The organism is Lysinibacillus sp. HST-98, from assembly GCF_016757845.1.
GTDB classification, from domain to species: domain Bacteria; phylum Bacillota; class Bacilli; order Bacillales_A; family Planococcaceae; genus Lysinibacillus; species Lysinibacillus capsici.
On sequence record NZ_JAENHX010000001.1, the window covers coordinates 1035633 to 1050403 of the forward strand.

The 14771-nt window shown below is 36.8% G+C and carries 14 protein-coding genes; 8 read left to right on the plus strand and 6 right to left on the minus strand.

Annotated elements, in window-relative coordinates:
- Window positions 1–7: 7 nt before the first annotated feature.
- Complete coding sequence (locus JIN86_RS05140) at window positions 8–1219, plus strand: MFS transporter (RefSeq protein WP_202341371.1); 1212 nt, start codon at window positions 8–10, stop codon at window positions 1217–1219.
- Between the two features lie 20 nt (window positions 1220–1239).
- Here the strand turns inward: JIN86_RS05140 and JIN86_RS05145 are convergent, their stop codons facing one another.
- The 4 genes from JIN86_RS05145 to JIN86_RS05160 all read right to left on the minus strand — a co-directional run bounded on the left by JIN86_RS05145 (window position 1240) and on the right by JIN86_RS05160 (window position 6354).
- On the minus strand, window positions 1240–2139 hold the full coding sequence (locus JIN86_RS05145) for a DMT family transporter (RefSeq protein WP_202341372.1): 900 nt from the start codon (window positions 2137–2139) through the stop codon (window positions 1240–1242).
- Window positions 2140–2285: 146 nt separating this feature from the next.
- Complete coding sequence (locus tag JIN86_RS05150) at window positions 2286–3503, minus strand: amidohydrolase (RefSeq protein WP_202341373.1); 1218 nt, start codon at window positions 3501–3503, stop codon at window positions 2286–2288.
- Window positions 3500–4750, minus strand: a complete 1251-nt coding sequence (locus JIN86_RS05155; protein ID WP_202341374.1) for an amidohydrolase family protein — start codon at window positions 4748–4750, stop codon at window positions 3500–3502. Before JIN86_RS05155 ends, JIN86_RS05150 begins: the two co-directional genes overlap by 4 nt.
- Before the next feature lie 44 nt (window positions 4751–4794).
- A complete protein-coding gene (locus JIN86_RS05160) occupies window positions 4795–6354 on the minus strand; it encodes a glutathione ABC transporter substrate-binding protein (RefSeq protein ID WP_202341375.1) in 1560 nt (519 codons plus the stop codon).
- 182 nt (window positions 6355–6536) lie between these two features.
- Here JIN86_RS05160 and JIN86_RS05165 point away from each other — a divergent pair, with 182 nt between their 5' ends.
- From JIN86_RS05165 to JIN86_RS05195, 7 genes are read left to right on the plus strand one after another with little or no spacing between them, the layout of a single operon-like run.
- The gene (locus JIN86_RS05165; RefSeq protein WP_202341376.1) at window positions 6537–7439 is read left to right on the plus strand and encodes an ABC transporter permease; all 903 of its coding nucleotides are present in this window, start codon (window positions 6537–6539) and stop codon (window positions 7437–7439) included.
- Window positions 7440–7453: 14 nt separating this feature from the next.
- On the plus strand, window positions 7454–8374 hold the full coding sequence (gene nikB, locus JIN86_RS05170) for a nickel ABC transporter permease (protein WP_004226032.1): 921 nt from the start codon (window positions 7454–7456) through the stop codon (window positions 8372–8374).
- Window positions 8375–8389: 15 nt separating this feature from the next.
- A complete protein-coding gene (locus JIN86_RS05175) occupies window positions 8390–9403 on the plus strand; it encodes an ABC transporter ATP-binding protein (protein ID WP_202341377.1) in 1014 nt (337 codons plus the stop codon).
- A complete protein-coding gene (locus JIN86_RS05180) occupies window positions 9400–10392 on the plus strand; it encodes an ABC transporter ATP-binding protein (protein WP_202341378.1) in 993 nt (330 codons plus the stop codon). The genes JIN86_RS05175 and JIN86_RS05180 overlap by 4 nt, the downstream gene beginning before the upstream one ends.
- 37 nt (window positions 10393–10429) lie before the next feature.
- A complete protein-coding gene (locus JIN86_RS05185; protein WP_202341379.1) occupies window positions 10430–11182 on the plus strand; it encodes a sensor histidine kinase in 753 nt (250 codons plus the stop codon).
- A gap of 38 nt (window positions 11183–11220) precedes the next feature.
- Window positions 11221–11919: a response regulator transcription factor gene (locus JIN86_RS05190; RefSeq protein ID WP_202341380.1), complete on the plus strand. Its 699-nt coding sequence runs from the start codon at window positions 11221–11223 to the stop codon at window positions 11917–11919.
- A gap of 23 nt (window positions 11920–11942) precedes the next feature.
- Window positions 11943–13181: a hypothetical protein gene (locus tag JIN86_RS05195; protein WP_004226025.1), complete on the plus strand. Its 1239-nt coding sequence runs from the start codon at window positions 11943–11945 to the stop codon at window positions 13179–13181.
- Window positions 13182–13217: 36 nt separating this feature from the next.
- Here JIN86_RS05195 and JIN86_RS05200 read toward each other — a convergent pair whose 3' ends face one another.
- The gene (locus JIN86_RS05200) at window positions 13218–14153 is read right to left on the minus strand and encodes a DUF4181 domain-containing protein (RefSeq protein ID WP_202341381.1); all 936 of its coding nucleotides are present in this window, start codon (window positions 14151–14153) and stop codon (window positions 13218–13220) included.
- Window positions 14140–14661, minus strand: a complete 522-nt coding sequence (locus JIN86_RS05205) for a sigma-70 family RNA polymerase sigma factor (protein ID WP_202341382.1) — start codon at window positions 14659–14661, stop codon at window positions 14140–14142. The genes JIN86_RS05200 and JIN86_RS05205 overlap by 14 nt, the downstream gene beginning before the upstream one ends.
- Window positions 14662–14771 lie beyond the last annotated feature (110 nt).

Here is a 14771-nt window from a genome sequence, read left to right on the forward strand (position 1 = left end):
CTTTAAGATGGGTATAAATACAAAGGGTTATTCAATAAGAGATCGCTCTTTTTGGACAATTGTCATTAGTTTGGGCGGGGCTTCCGTTTTTGTCTTTGCTGCAATGTATTCTGTTCAGCCCCTGCTCCCTTTCTTTACAGAGCAATTTCATATTTCTGTATCCGTTGCAAGTCTATCCGTATCTATGACTACTCTATCAGTAATTGTTGGATTAATCGTGCTAGGTTTTTTATCAGATCGTTATGGAAGAGTTTTGTTCATTCATTTATCCATAGTTTTTACTGTCATACCTTTTTTTTTCATGCCACTAACTGATACTTTTTCTACTATTATTTTATTACGCTTTATTCAGGGCTTTGCTATTGCAGGTGTACCTGCAGCAGCACTTGCCTATCTTAGTGAAGAAATTGATCAACAATCAATGGGCTTTGCCACTGCATTGTATATTTCTTGTAATGCACTAGGCGGAACAATTGGTAGACTCATGATGGGGTATATCACTGAATATTTATCATGGAAAATGGCATTTGTTTCATTAGCCATTATGGGGTGCATCGTTATGGTAATTGTCTGGTGGATGCTACCTAAATCCAAAAATTTTTCGGTACAACAGCGTACGATTCAACAAGATTTACAAGGCTTTTGGTTCCATTTGAAAAACCCTCAATTATTAATACTTTTTGGATTAGGAGTTATTTTACAATTATCCTTTACTGGGGTTTGGTCATTTATTCCCTATTACTTAACAGCGCCTCCTTTTCTATTATCTTTACAAAGCATTTCTTTTATCTTTTTAGCCTATGGTTTAGGTATTATTGGTTCGCCTATTGCTAATGCACTTGCAGGAAAAGTTGGATTAAATACCATTCGAACATTTGGTGTTTGTTTATTAACTGTGGGAATACTTTTTACATTAAGCAAGTCACTTTTCATTATTGTAATTGGACTTTGTCTAGCATGTTTAGGTTTTTTTACTGCTCATGCATTAACTTCCTCATTGGTAAGTCGGCTAGCTCTTTATCAAAAAGGAAGCGCCTCTAGTCTATATCTGGTCGCTTATTACCTTGGGGTGGCCTCTGGAAGTACAATACTAAGCCCTGTTTGGTCATTATTTCAGTGGCATGGTATCGTAATCATTACTGCTTTTCTGCCAATAACATACCTATTTATTTTAAATTCGCTACAGAAACAGCAAAAAAGAGATGTACTCAAAAAATGAGCATCTCTTTTTTTGCTAATTCATTGTTTTTTTACAAGGACAATTGCTTTCATTTCTTTATAATAAATACACAACAAAATTCCTACTAAAATTAATAAAGAGCCATATATTTGAACACTTGTAGGGAATTGTTTTAAAAATACCGCACTCAATAGCATGGCTATAGCTGGCTCAAAGTTTAACAACAGTGACGCATTTGTTGAGCCAACCTCCTTCATTTTTTGATTCCATATTAAATTGCTTACCCCGTGGATAATAATCGCTGATAAAATGAGCAAAAACCAATAGGGCATTGCAACTTGCCAATTCGTCTGCGGCAAAATAGTAAATGAAAACGGCACGAGCACCAGTAAACCTATTAAATTTGTATAGAACGTAATCGACTGGGCTGACATTTTCTGACTAAGATGATTGACAATAATGAGGAACAAAGCAAAGCTTAGCATTGTAATTAAGCTCAACACTTCACCCATACCGATTGAAATGGTGATAAGTGCCCCTTTTGTAATGATGAGGCCAACACCAACAAATGAAAGTATTGCACCTAGCCAAAAAATGCCGTTCCGTGATTCATGATAGATCATTTTATTCAGTAGAGATGTAACAATCGGTGCACAGGCTAATATTAAAGCGGCAGTGATAGGAGAAGTGTGCTGGAGACTAGCATAAAAGCTATAGTGATTAATGGAAACGCCTAGTATTCCTGCAAGGATCAATAACAATAAATCATTTCTTGTAAATGTTGTTCGGAAAATTATTTTCCAACTAATACTTCCTAAAAACAGAACAATGACAATCAATCTAAAAATGGCGACTGTTAAAGGATCCCAATGGTCTATTAAAATAGAGCCAATAATGAAGTTACTAGCCCAAAAAAATACACAGCTAAATAAAATCATATAGATTGTTAGTTGTTTCATATTTTATCACACCCGCAAATAAAGAGATTTCTACATAAGTAATGGTAAATCTACTTTCCTTTATTCATCTTTTCTATTAAAACATAAGTATAGCAAACTAGAAAATTTCTAGTTTGCTATGTTATCTAAATAAGGGGGATTTAGATTTATGCTTTGTTGATAAACTTACCTTTAGACATAACCACTCGGTTGGATGGTTTACGTGCAATAACTTCAGCGCTTGAAACTGCGTCAAAGAATACAAAACTTGCTTCGTCCTTCACATTCGGCCAAACCTTTTGACCATTTGCATCCAATGGTGTGATACCATTTGTAATATATTTTAATGTTTGTCGAATCGAACGTTCGTCAAGTTTACGAGAAATGTCTGCAAAAGTAGTCGCTTTTTCTAAAATATCTCCTGAGCCATTAGGACTCCAAGAATCATAAAAGCCGTCACAACCAAAGTGGACATCCACGCCGCGCTCTGCTAGTAATTCAATTGGTGGAATTAATCGTCGCAAATCAAATGGCACCGTCGACATTATTTTCACTTGTTGTTGTGCTAAACGATCTGCAATTTTATGCTGCTCCATGATAGATACATCACCAAGTGAAAAGGCATGACTTATCGCCGTTCTCCCCTGATATTTGGCATCCTCCACGATATCTATCCATTTATCGATTGTATAATACCCAACATGCCCACCATCATGTAAATGAATATCGACATCAACATTAAATTCCTGTGCAATATCCATCACTTCATAAAGAGAAGGCTCAATCGAGTTATCGATGCCAGCTGGATCTAGGCCGCCAATCATCGTCGCTCCATTGCGTAAAGCTTCACGCAATAATTTAGGGACATCATCTCTTAATAGACCATGCTGTGGAAAGGCAATGACTTCGGATGTCACGACATCTTTATAATCGTCCAATGCCGCTAGTACACCTTCTAAATTTTTTAATCCAATGTATGGATCGATATTGACATGTGTACGAATATGATTCGCACCATTCTTAAGGATTTTTTCAATCATTGCAGCCGCACGTTGTTTACCTGTTGTAGCAAGAACGGATAACTCTTGTGCTTCACGATCAAGTCGTTCCTTTAAATTCTTTACGGGCACACAAGCCTTCCACGGTAAAGATAAGTATGTTTTATCTAAATGATTATGCATTTCCTTAAAGGCAGGTAATAGCAGCTTCCCTTTCATATCTGTGACTTCGTTTTGAGAATCGATTGCGTCTGTTGCGGGTACAATTTGCGAAATGAAGCCATCTGTAATTTCAAGGTGAAAAAGCTCCACTTTCGTTCCAACTGTATCATTTTCCTTTAGATATTCTCCTGTTTCAAGTAGAACATTTGTCAGCCAGTGCTTCATCTGAATTCTCCTTTCAACTCTCCTACATCCTGTTGGTGAATCATTTTGCCTTGTGAAATGACCGTAGTAATTGGGCATCTTCTTGCTATCGCATGGGCAGTGCTCACGCCATCCACTAACAGCATATTCGCTTTATCACCAACTTGTGGCCAAACCCGTTCTCCAGCATCATTCAATGGTGTGATACCGCCCGAGGCGTATTTCCAAGCTCGACTTAATGAATATTCATCAATAAAACGGAATCTCTCCGCCATGACATTTAATTTCATAATCGTATTACCAGTACCATAAGGTGACCAATGATCTGTTAAGCTATCATGTCCGACTGATACCTTTACACCATTGTTATAAAGATAAGGAATTGGTATGGTCGAACGGTTCAAATCGATTGGTACAGTTGTTGTTACATCCATTTGTACCTCAGCCATGGCTTGAACTAAATTTTCTAAACGTGACTGTTCTAAATCAGCTAGTGCCATCGCATGGCTAATTGTGATTTGACCTTCTTTTTTCGCCTGTTTCGTTAACTCAATCAGTTTATAAAATTCAAATTCGCCTAGTGTGTTCGCTGTGTGAATATGAATATCGATCCCTGCATGATAGTCTTGGGCAATACCCATCGTTGTTTGCAATGACTTTTCGATATTGCGATCTACAATGGATGGGTCAACGCCTCCAACAAGCGTTGCTCCCATCGCCATTGCCTCACGGATTAGTCCCTCTACATTGGAGCGTAATAAGCCATGCTGTGGAAAGGCCACAATATCATAGGTGATTTGATCTTGATAGTTTGCTAAAACCTGTTTTGTCATTTCAATATGCTTTGTCCCAATTTGTGGGTCAACATTACAATGGGAACGAATATGTGTGTGTCCTTGGGAAATGAGCCACTTCACCATTTCCTCAGCTCGATAAGCAGCTGTCGGCAATTGTTTAGGTAGTAGTGTTCTTTCTTCTTCAATGCGTGTTAAAATCCCTTTAGTAATGGGTCTTGGTGCCTGCCATTCTCCGCCGAAATACGTTTTATCAATATGAATATGCATTTCTCGGAATGAAGGGACTAATAGTTGCTGCTGTGCATCTATTACTTCTACATCTTCATCAGCCACTATATCCTTATCTACTTGTTGAACATGCCCATCTTCGATTAGAACATCATAAATACCTGTACGAGTAGCAACAATGTGTTCATTTTCGCGCTCATATGCTTCTTCTAATCTCACATTTTTCAGCAATAGTTTACTCATAGTTTCCTCCCAATTGGTATTTTTTCGTCTATCACCAAATTTGATTACTCTACAATTTCAACGCCACTGATCATCGTGTAGTTAGATGCATCTAACCAGAAACCTTTTACAGCATTGCTGTAAACTGCTAAATGCTCATAGTTACGCACTGGAATATACACAGCTTCGTCTAACTCGATTTGCATTGCTTTTTTGTAGATTTCATTACGTGCCTCTTGGTTTGCTTCGGAACGCCCTTGCTCAATTAGCTTGTCTACTTCTGGATTTGAATAGTAGAAATGGTTTCCTGGAGGCCCCATAGATGCAGTGTGGAATAGATTGTATTGGTTATAATCAGCATCACCCGTTGCATTACCCCAACCACTAATAAAGATTTGATGCTGTTCTTTCGTAATTTCAGAAATAAATGCACCATACTCCATTACTTGAATATCAACATCTAATCCGATTCCTTTTAATTGAGATTGAATAACCTCCGCCATGTTGATACGCTCTTTACGGTCACTTGTCAGTAATTTAACTTTTGTTCCCTCTTGAACGCCAGCTTCTTTTAACAATTCTTTAGCCTTCACTACATCATAGTCATACGGTTTCGTTTCACTAGAATATCCAATAATTTTTGGACTCATTGCAGAATTTGCAAGTGTTCCTACATTATCATAAATACCGCTAATAATTGCTTCACGGTCAACAGCATAGCTAATAGCTTGACGTACTTTTACATCCGATAATAACGTATCTTTCACATTGAATCCGATAAATTCTACAGCTAGTCCTTCTGCACGGAATAAATTCATTGTTGAAGAATTTTCAATACGATCAATCTCTGTTACAGGTACTTGTTCAGCAATATGTGCTTCTCCACTTTCAATCATTGCTAGACGAGTAGAATCCTCTGGTACAACTTTAAATGTTACTTTATCTAGTTTCGGTACAGTTCCCCAATAGTCTTTATTCGAAGTTAAAGTAATTTCTTGACCAGATTTCCAAGTTTCAAATACAAATGGGCCTGTTCCTACTGGATGAGTTGCTAATTCGTCCGCTGCTTCAGCAATCGCTTTTGGGCTCATCATACTCCCCTCTTGACTGGCTAAAATAGATAGAAGCGGAGCATATGGTTCTTTTAATTTCAACGTTACAACATATTCATCATCTACCACTACTTCACTAATCATAGATAATTTATCACGCTGTGGTGATCCAGTTGCAGGATCTAGAATTCGGTCAAATGTCGCTTTTACAGCCTCTGCATTAAAATCTGCTCCATCATGGAATTTAATGCCTTCATTCAATGTAAATGTCCAAGTGACTTCATCTTTTTGCTCCCACTCTTTTGCAAGTAATGGAACAATTTTACGATCTCTATCAAAAGCGACAAGTGTTTCATATACCTTGCCATGAATAATATTTGCTGATGGAATATCTGTAATAAAGTGAGGATCAAGACTTGTCGCATCTGCTGCTCTTAGAACAACTAATTCTCCTCCTACGCTTTTTGATCCCTCTTTGGAACCTTCTGTACTATTATTGCTAGCAGTAGAGCAGGCTTGCAGAATAAGTACAGTCATTAGTGCCATGAATAAAAACAACTTCATTTTCTTCATCAACATTTCCTCCTTGTGTGATTTGTTCCTTACATTTCGAATTATAAAGAAATAAAATTCACTTGTTTTTTAATATTTTTACGTGTTTTTTAAATTTTCTGACTAATAAGCCATAAAATATTTACATTCTTTACGCTTTTCACTAAATTGAAATCAACTCAAATAGAAAAGGAGTATTCGATATGAATAAAGTAGCAACTACTATTGATCGTTCTGTTTTAGTGAATGCACGCAAGGCATCTAGAAAAAAGAATCTTGTTTCTTTCCTAAACAAAATCAAAAAAAATAAAGCAGCTGTCGCAGGAGGCATCATCATTCTTCTATATATATTGATGTTTCTTCTCGGGCCCATTTTAGCCCCCTACGATCCCTACGACGTACAATTAGATCAAAAATTACAAGGGCCAAGCGTTGACCATCTAATGGGAACGGATGACAAAGGGCGAGATATTTTAAGTCGAATTTTATATGGATCCCGTTTATCAATTGGTGTTGGTATTTCAGCTGTTTTATTCGGCGGTACAATCGGCACTTTCTTAGGCCTTATTTCTGGCTATTATGGCAGATGGGTTGATTCTATTATTAGTCGAATTTTAGATATCATGCTTGCCTTCCCTGGTATTTTGCTAGCTTTAGCGATTGTCAGTGCATTGGGACCAAGCCTTATCAATGTCACAATTGCTGTTGGGTTTTTCTCTATTCCCATGTTTGCTCGTATAGTACGTGGTTCAACAATGGAAGTTAAAAAATTAGAATATATCGATGCTGTCAAAACACTTGGAGCAAATGATATGACGATTTTAATTAAGCATATTTTTCCAAATATTTTATCACCTATTATTGTACAAGCATCTATGCGCTTAGCAACCGCTATTCTATCTGCAGCAGGTCTATCATTTTTAGGTTTAGGTGCTCAGCCACCATCTCCTGAATGGGGTGCCATGCTTTCTAACGGACGAGATTTCCTATTTACCGCTCCTTATATGGCGCTATTCCCAGGTATTATGATTTCTATACTTGTATTAGGCTTTAACTTATTTGGTGACGGTTTGCGCGATGCACTCGATCCAAGAATGAAAAATTAAAGGAGAGAAGACACATGACATTATTTATCTTAAAACGACTAGCTCAAATTATTCCTGTGACACTTGGTGTAACGCTTGTTGTTTTTCTAATTATGCAGATGATTCCTGGAGACCCAGCGATTATTTTAGCAGGAGAAGGAGCTTCTCAAGAAACAGTGGCAGAATTACGTGAAAATTTAGGACTCAATAAACCATTAGCAGTTCAATATACAGACTATATTAAAAATCTTCTACAAGGAGATATGGGTAACTCTTTAAAAAATAATCAACCAGTATTCGAGGAAATTACCTCCCGATTACCAATTACAATAGAGCTAGCCTTTTATAGTATTTTAATCACCATTGTTCTGGGGCTTATTGCGGGTATTATCTCCGCTATCCGTCCTTATTCATTGATGGATGTAGGATTAATGGTTGTCGCCTTATTAGGAATTTCCCTTCCAAGCTTCTGGTTAGGAATTTTATTAATGTATGTATTCTCTGTACAGTTACACTGGCTTCCTGTAGCAGGCTGGGATAGTGCCAAACATATTATTCTACCAGCTGTCACACTTGGTGCTGGTGGAGCTGCCATCGTCGCTCGTATGACTCGCTCTAGTATGTTAGAGGTTGTAAACCAAGACTATATACGAACAGCGAAAGCAAAAGGCTTAAAAGGGTACATCATCATTTTAAAGCACGCATTACGCAATGCCTTGATTCCAGTTATTACAGTAGTAGGCTTACAGTTTGGTAGTTTACTTGGTGGAACAGTTTTAGTTGAATCGGTTTTCGCTGTAAACGGATTAGGACGAATGATTGTAGATGCCATTCGAACACGTGATATACCAGTCGTACAAGGTGGCGTTCTTGTTGCCTCATTAATATTTGTTTTCATTAATCTTTTTGTAGACATAATGTACCGATTCTTTAATAAACGAATGGATTTAAACTAAGGAGGGGATAAACGGATGAAACAAGAAACCGTGTTGGAAGTAAAAAATTTACAAACCTATTTTTATTCGAGTGAAGGGGTTGCCAAAGCTGTAGATGGGGTATCCTTTACGCTTCAAAAAGGAGAAACACTGGGCATTGTTGGTGAATCTGGTTGTGGGAAATCCATGACTTCCCTGTCATTACTTCGTTTAGTACCATCGCCTCCTGGTAAAATCATCAATGACGAAATTTTATTAAATAATACAGACATTTTGAAACTCTCAGATGAAGAGCTACGTAAAATTCGAGGCAATAAAATCTCGATGATTTTCCAAGAGCCTATGACAAGCTTAAATCCTGTGTTATCCGTTGGAGAGCAAATTGCTGAATCCATTCGATTGCACCAAGGCTTATCACGTAAAGAAGCATGGCAAAAGGCAGTCGATATGATTCGCCTAGTTGGAATTCCTGCACCCGAAAAAAGAGCGAAGCAGGAGCCTTATCAGTTAAGTGGTGGGATGCGACAGCGTATTATGATTGCCATGGCACTAGCGTGTACACCAGATGTGTTAATTGCTGACGAACCGACGACTGCTCTAGATGTAACCATTCAAGCTCAAATTATTGATATTATTCAAAACCTGCAAAAACAACTAGGCATGAGCATTATCTTTATTACCCATGACCTTGGTGTTGTAGCAGAAATCTGCGATAAGATTGCTGTTATGTATGCGGGGCAGGTGGTAGAAGAAGGCACAACAGAAAGTCTTTTTGAAAAACCGCTACACCCTTATACAAATGGATTAATTCAATCATTACCGAAGCTATATGAAGACCAAGAAGAATTATCTACTATTCACGGAACTGTCCCAAGTCCTTATAATTATCCAATTGGCTGCCGTTATGCAGAACGTTGCCCTTTTGCTACGGATTTATGTCGTGAACAACAACCTGAGCTTTTGACTGTTGAGCAAGGAAAAAAGGTAAGATGCTGGATGTACAGTAATGAATGGCAAGGAGAAACACTTATGAAGGAGCTGACAGTATGACAACAGCGCAACATACACAACCACTATTACAAGTAAATGATTTAAAGCAGCATTTTTTCTTAAAAAAAGAAAAGCTCTTCGGTCCACAGCAGGTTGTAAAAGCTGTGGATGGGGTATCTTTCGACATCATGCCTGGTGAGACCCTCAGTATTGTTGGAGAATCTGGCTGCGGAAAATCAACAACTGGTCGTTCTATTTTAAGATTAGATGAGCCTACTGCTGGAGAGGTATTGTTATTCGGTAAAAATTTAGTGAATATGAGCAAAAAAGAGCTTCGTGCGGCACGCAAGGACATTCAAATTATTTTCCAAGATCCCTATGCGTCCCTTAACCCACGAAGAACGATTCGTAAAATGTTAACAGAGGCCATGTCTATTCAAAAAATTGTACCACCTGAGCATCAAGAAGCACGCATGATTGAATTAATGTCTCTTGTCGGGTTACGTCCTGAATACTTAGAGCGTTATCCACATGAATTTTCGGGTGGTCAGCGTCAGCGTATTGGTATTGCCAGAGCCCTTGCTGTTAATCCTAAAATTATTATTTGTGATGAGTCTGTTTCTGCCCTAGACGTTTCCATTCAAGCTCAAATATTAAATTTACTAAAACAACTACAAAGAGATTTAGATTTAACCTTTTTATTTATCTCACACGATTTAAGTGTTGTTCGACATATTTCAGACCGTATTATGGTGATGTATCTTGGAAAGGTCGTAGAAATTGCTGATAAGCATTCCCTTTTTACTCAGCCACATCATCCTTATACAAAAGCACTGTTTTCTTCTATACCTGTTATTGATAAACAGCATCGTAAGGAGCGTATTATTTTAAAAGGTGACTTACCATCACCTCTTAGTCCCCCTACTGGCTGTAGCTTTCACACACGTTGCCCATTCGCGACGGATAAATGTAAAGCAGAAGTGCCAACACTACGAGCGATCACTGCAACACATAAGGTAGCTTGCCATTTCGCAGAAAATTTAGTTTAATGTATCTTACACTTACAAAATAAACGGAGAGGTCATTATGTTACAACCAGAAACCTTCAACATATATATTCTCCTATGTGTAATTGCTCCAATTATTGGAGCTTTTCTGCTTACTTTTATATTTATTTTCGAAAAGCAAATCGATAGCCTTGAGGAGGAAAAAAGAAATTTAGAGCTTGAGCAGGATTTACAAAGAGCAAATATTCTCCAGTTGAATCAGCAAATACAGCCACATTTCTTTTTTAATGCATTAAATTCATTATTAAGCCTAGCTCGCATCAATCGGAAGGAAGATTTGGTTGCGGGCATTGAGGCATTGGCAACATTTTTTAAATTTAAATACAATAATCATGAGGTGTTAATTGCGTTAAAGAACGAGATACAATTTGTCGATAGTTATTTAAATATTCAACAATTGCGATTTGGCCATCGTTTGACTGTAAATAAATATGTTGATGATGAAGCACTATCCGTCCAAATACCACCTTTTATTCTGCAGACCATTATTGAAAATGCCTATAAACATAGCTTTGAAAAACATATAGGACCTGCAGAGCTATCCATTACAATCAAAAAAATGGATAATAGCTTATTAATTGAAATTAAAAATACACAGCCTTTAGAAAAAATAGAAATGACTACTGAACAGGTAGTAGACGAACTGCAGCAAGGTTATGGGCTCGAAAATATTAGAAAACGGCTTGAGCTTATCTATGGGCTAGAAAATATTTTATTCTCGATTCAAAACAATGAACAGCATTACATCGTTACCATCCATGTTCCTGCTTAGGCATTCTATCAACTGGAAGGAGAAAGGAGAATCTCACCATGAATATTTTAATCGCAGATGATGAGCCATTAGAGCTTGAGCAAATGATTTATTTATTAAAGCCACATTTTCCGAATTGGACCTTCCATACTGCCCAAGATGCCTCACAAGCTCTGCAATTAGCTAAGAAGAACCGTATGACTATCGCCTTTTTGGATATTCAAATGCCTGGGAAAGATGGAATCACGTTGAGCAAGGAATTAAAAGCGCTTTATGAGGTAGACATCATCATGGTAACAGCTTATCAAACCTTTGAATATGCCCAACAAGCATTGCGTATCGGGGTAAAGGATTATCTTACAAAACCAGTCATTGCAAGTGAATTAGATGCTATTGTGGAGAAATATAAGGTGTGGAGTTCTAACCATGATGCGATTCAAAGCGCACTTTCCTATATTCATGAAAACTATTATGAAAAACTGAGTCTCAATATTATTGCTGAAAAAATTCATTTGAATCCGAGCTATTTAAGTCGTAAATTTTTGGAGGAGCAGTCTATTGGCATTAATGAATATATTAATAATTATCGCCTAGAAATGGCTGTAAAGAAAATCAATGAAAATCTTGACACAAGTATGTCTGCAATTGCTGAGAGCTGTGGTTTTAATAGTCAGCACTATTTTAGTGTTGCGTTTAAGAAAAAATATAATCAATCACCACGTCAATATAAATCCTCTAAAATGAGTAAAGGTCTTTAGATAGTATGTTAAGGAAGTTTTCATTGCTTGTTCCATTTGCAAGTTTAAGCACAGCAGCAGGAGTCATTATTCTTTTAGCGAGATGGATTAATGGTAATTTATTATTGTCCTCTCCTTCAGCCCTTATTTCTTTTGGTTTTATGGCGGGCATTTGTTATACATTAGCAACAGCTATTTCGTTTATCATACTTGGCTCATTGTTGAATAAGAGCGACTACACACAAAATCAGCATACACAAAGTTTTTTGCTCTTTACCATACAGCGTAAATTGTCTGGAATGAATTTAAAGGTTATACGTCTATTTTACTTGTTAACAGGTATTGAACTTTGGCTTATTCAATTAATAAGCATTAGTGTATTGTCTGAAATTATGTTAAATATTCCAGTCCCTATAACACTTTTTTTCTTTTTAATCGGCATCTTACTTCTTGACCGCATCATGTCAGTGAAAAGTATACTATGGTTGGAAATTTTATTTATTATTGCTCTTTTTTCATTACTTATTTTTATCCCTATTTATTACTTTGTACTAAATGGGGCAAGCACAGTATATGAGGGTATTCGCTTATATCACCCTTATTTATTTTATTTTAAAAATAGCGAAATTCTGCTGTTCTATGTCATTATTCAACTAGCCGTTTTAGGACAAGTATTTTTTGATAAATCAACATGGTATTTAATTGCCTTTATAAAACCAAAAAAAGTACGTAGCAGTCTGTTTTCCTCAGGTGTAATTTTAGCGTTATTAACGCTATCATTTACGGCAATATTAATGATTGCCCTATACAGCGGATCATTTGGCCAATTCCAAGTACTGATTTTTACGTTTTTATATGAAGTGCAACCAGGCTTTCTGACATTTGCTTTTCTCGTCATTGTCCTATTAGCCATTATCACAACCTTGCTTGTAGACATGCGGGCAACGAAACGTTTTTTTGTGACGAAAAGACCCTATTATTTCTATTTGGTTGGCCTGATGATTATTTTATTCACCTGTTTCTTATCTATCGATTTAACGATTTTAGGTGTTATTTATTCTTTTGCCTTTCTGCACATTACCATGCTACCGTTTGTGTTAATCCTTTTATTTACGAATCGCCATGTTCATAAGCATAGTTGGCTTGTCATCCTGCTTTCCATGATCATTGGAATTGGTGTTGGTTTAAGCTTTAATACGCTTTACGGATTAGCTACCAGCTTTATGATCTCGAGTATTTATCAATTAATGCTTCAGACTGAAACGATAGAAAAAAATACCTGAACTCGAGATGATTCGGGTTCAGGTTTATTCGTTTATTTAACTAATATAATAAATGAATAGGATTAGGGATAGCACTCCGATAAAGGCTGAACTAATAGAAAGATAATGTCTTTTCTCCTCTCGGCCATAGTAATAGTCGACAAAAATAGAGCTGAAAAGGATGACAGCTAAATATCCTCCGATGATGATAGAAAATAAAATCCACCCTTTTAACATGAATAGCGGAAGCATAATGATATTCAAAATTTTAATAGCCCAAACAGCACGTCTATGATGACTATTGACATACTCCTTTGGTATATTAAACATTTTCCTCATTAGTTTATCGCCAAGCATTTGGATAGCTAGAAAAATAACTAGCATAACGATTAAACCTGACATTCCCAATTTAGCATCTTCTTTGAGAGCAAGATCTAAATAAGCCTTGGCCAGCTCTTTATTATCTACTTTATAAAATGAATGGTTGTCATAATCAACAATTCCGATATCCTCCTCGTTTATGAACATTTTCAGCTTCATAACCTGCCCTTTTTCAAACTCTACCCAGACATCACGTTGTAATCTAAAAAAGGTACGCTCATTCATTTGTGTCATTGTAGCTTGCTGTAATAGTTGATGTAATAACTCTTTTTCTGAACTTTGCTCCATTACCCGTTGTCCAATGACAAACCCAGGTCTTCCAGCCTTAAAGATCTCCTCATCCGAATTATAAATCATTGTATATTTTTTTATTGATTGCTGCTGTGCTAATTGAACAATTGAAGCATGTTGCGTTTGCTCTATCTGCCCTAATGGACCGATTTCTATTATCAATAGAAACATGACAATCGTGCCTATGATGATCAAGGGATATGTCCAGCGTCTTGTTTTTTTTGTTTTCCGCACTTGCCGTAAAATATCCTCCTGTAAGGATTGTGTAAATCGTGGTGCTTCGCCAAGTTCTTGATCCAATTTCTCTTTAAAAGTTGTCATCCATTAACACCTCCCACTCACTATTCACTAATTTTTCCTGTAACATTTTCCTTGCCCGATGCAATCTGGTTTTAACTGTATTTTCTGCACATGTAAGAATATCTGCAATTTCTCTAACCTTTAATTCCTGATAATAATAAAGAATGACGACTTCTCTATAAGTAATAGGTAACTCAAATAAAGCATTTGTTAAGGTTGTCCGTTCATCCTGTGCTAATAGCATCGTTTCTGGTGTTCGTTTACTTGCACCAATATGCAATTTTTCAAAAAGTTGATGGCGTTTATTTTTCCAGCTTCGTAAATAATCATGACTTTTATGTACAGTTATTTTAACTAAATAGGTTTTTAGAGATGCTCTTTGTTCAAAGCGATCCTGTTGCCGATAATAAGAAAAAAAGACATCCTGGACTATTTCTTCAGCTATTGCCCAGTCCTTTACATAAAGATAAGCCACTCGTAAGCAATATTCTCCGTGTTCTTGCATAATGGTCGCTAAATGCTCACTCACCCAAACACCTCCTATTCACATTCACTCTATAGTCGTAACCCAATCTTAGTTGGTTTCAAAAAAATCCAAAAAGTTGCATTAACACGATGGACATAAAATGAAAAAATCTT

Coding starts and splice junctions, on each gene's coding strand:
- JIN86_RS05150 (WP_202341373.1), bottom strand. CDS start 3,503: ATGAAGCACTGGCTGACAAATGTTCTACTTGAAACAGGAGAATATCTA.
- JIN86_RS05145 (WP_202341372.1), bottom strand. CDS start 2,139: ATGAAACAACTAACAATCTATATGATTTTATTTAGCTGTGTATTTTTT.
- JIN86_RS05200 (WP_202341381.1), bottom strand. CDS start 14,153: ATGACAACTTTTAAAGAGAAATTGGATCAAGAACTTGGCGAAGCACCA.
- JIN86_RS05160 (WP_202341375.1), bottom strand. CDS start 6,354: ATGAAGAAAATGAAGTTGTTTTTATTCATGGCACTAATGACTGTACTT.
- JIN86_RS05175 (WP_202341377.1), top strand. CDS start 8,390: ATGAAACAAGAAACCGTGTTGGAAGTAAAAAATTTACAAACCTATTTT.
- JIN86_RS05180 (WP_202341378.1), top strand. CDS start 9,400: ATGACAACAGCGCAACATACACAACCACTATTACAAGTAAATGATTTA.
- JIN86_RS05155 (WP_202341374.1), bottom strand. CDS start 4,750: ATGAGTAAACTATTGCTGAAAAATGTGAGATTAGAAGAAGCATATGAG.
- nikB (WP_004226032.1), top strand. CDS start 7,454: ATGACATTATTTATCTTAAAACGACTAGCTCAAATTATTCCTGTGACA.
- JIN86_RS05190 (WP_202341380.1), top strand. CDS start 11,221: ATGAATATTTTAATCGCAGATGATGAGCCATTAGAGCTTGAGCAAATG.
- JIN86_RS05140 (WP_202341371.1), top strand. CDS start 8: ATGGGTATAAATACAAAGGGTTATTCAATAAGAGATCGCTCTTTTTGG.
- JIN86_RS05185 (WP_202341379.1), top strand. CDS start 10,430: ATGTTACAACCAGAAACCTTCAACATATATATTCTCCTATGTGTAATT.
- JIN86_RS05165 (WP_202341376.1), top strand. CDS start 6,537: ATGAATAAAGTAGCAACTACTATTGATCGTTCTGTTTTAGTGAATGCA.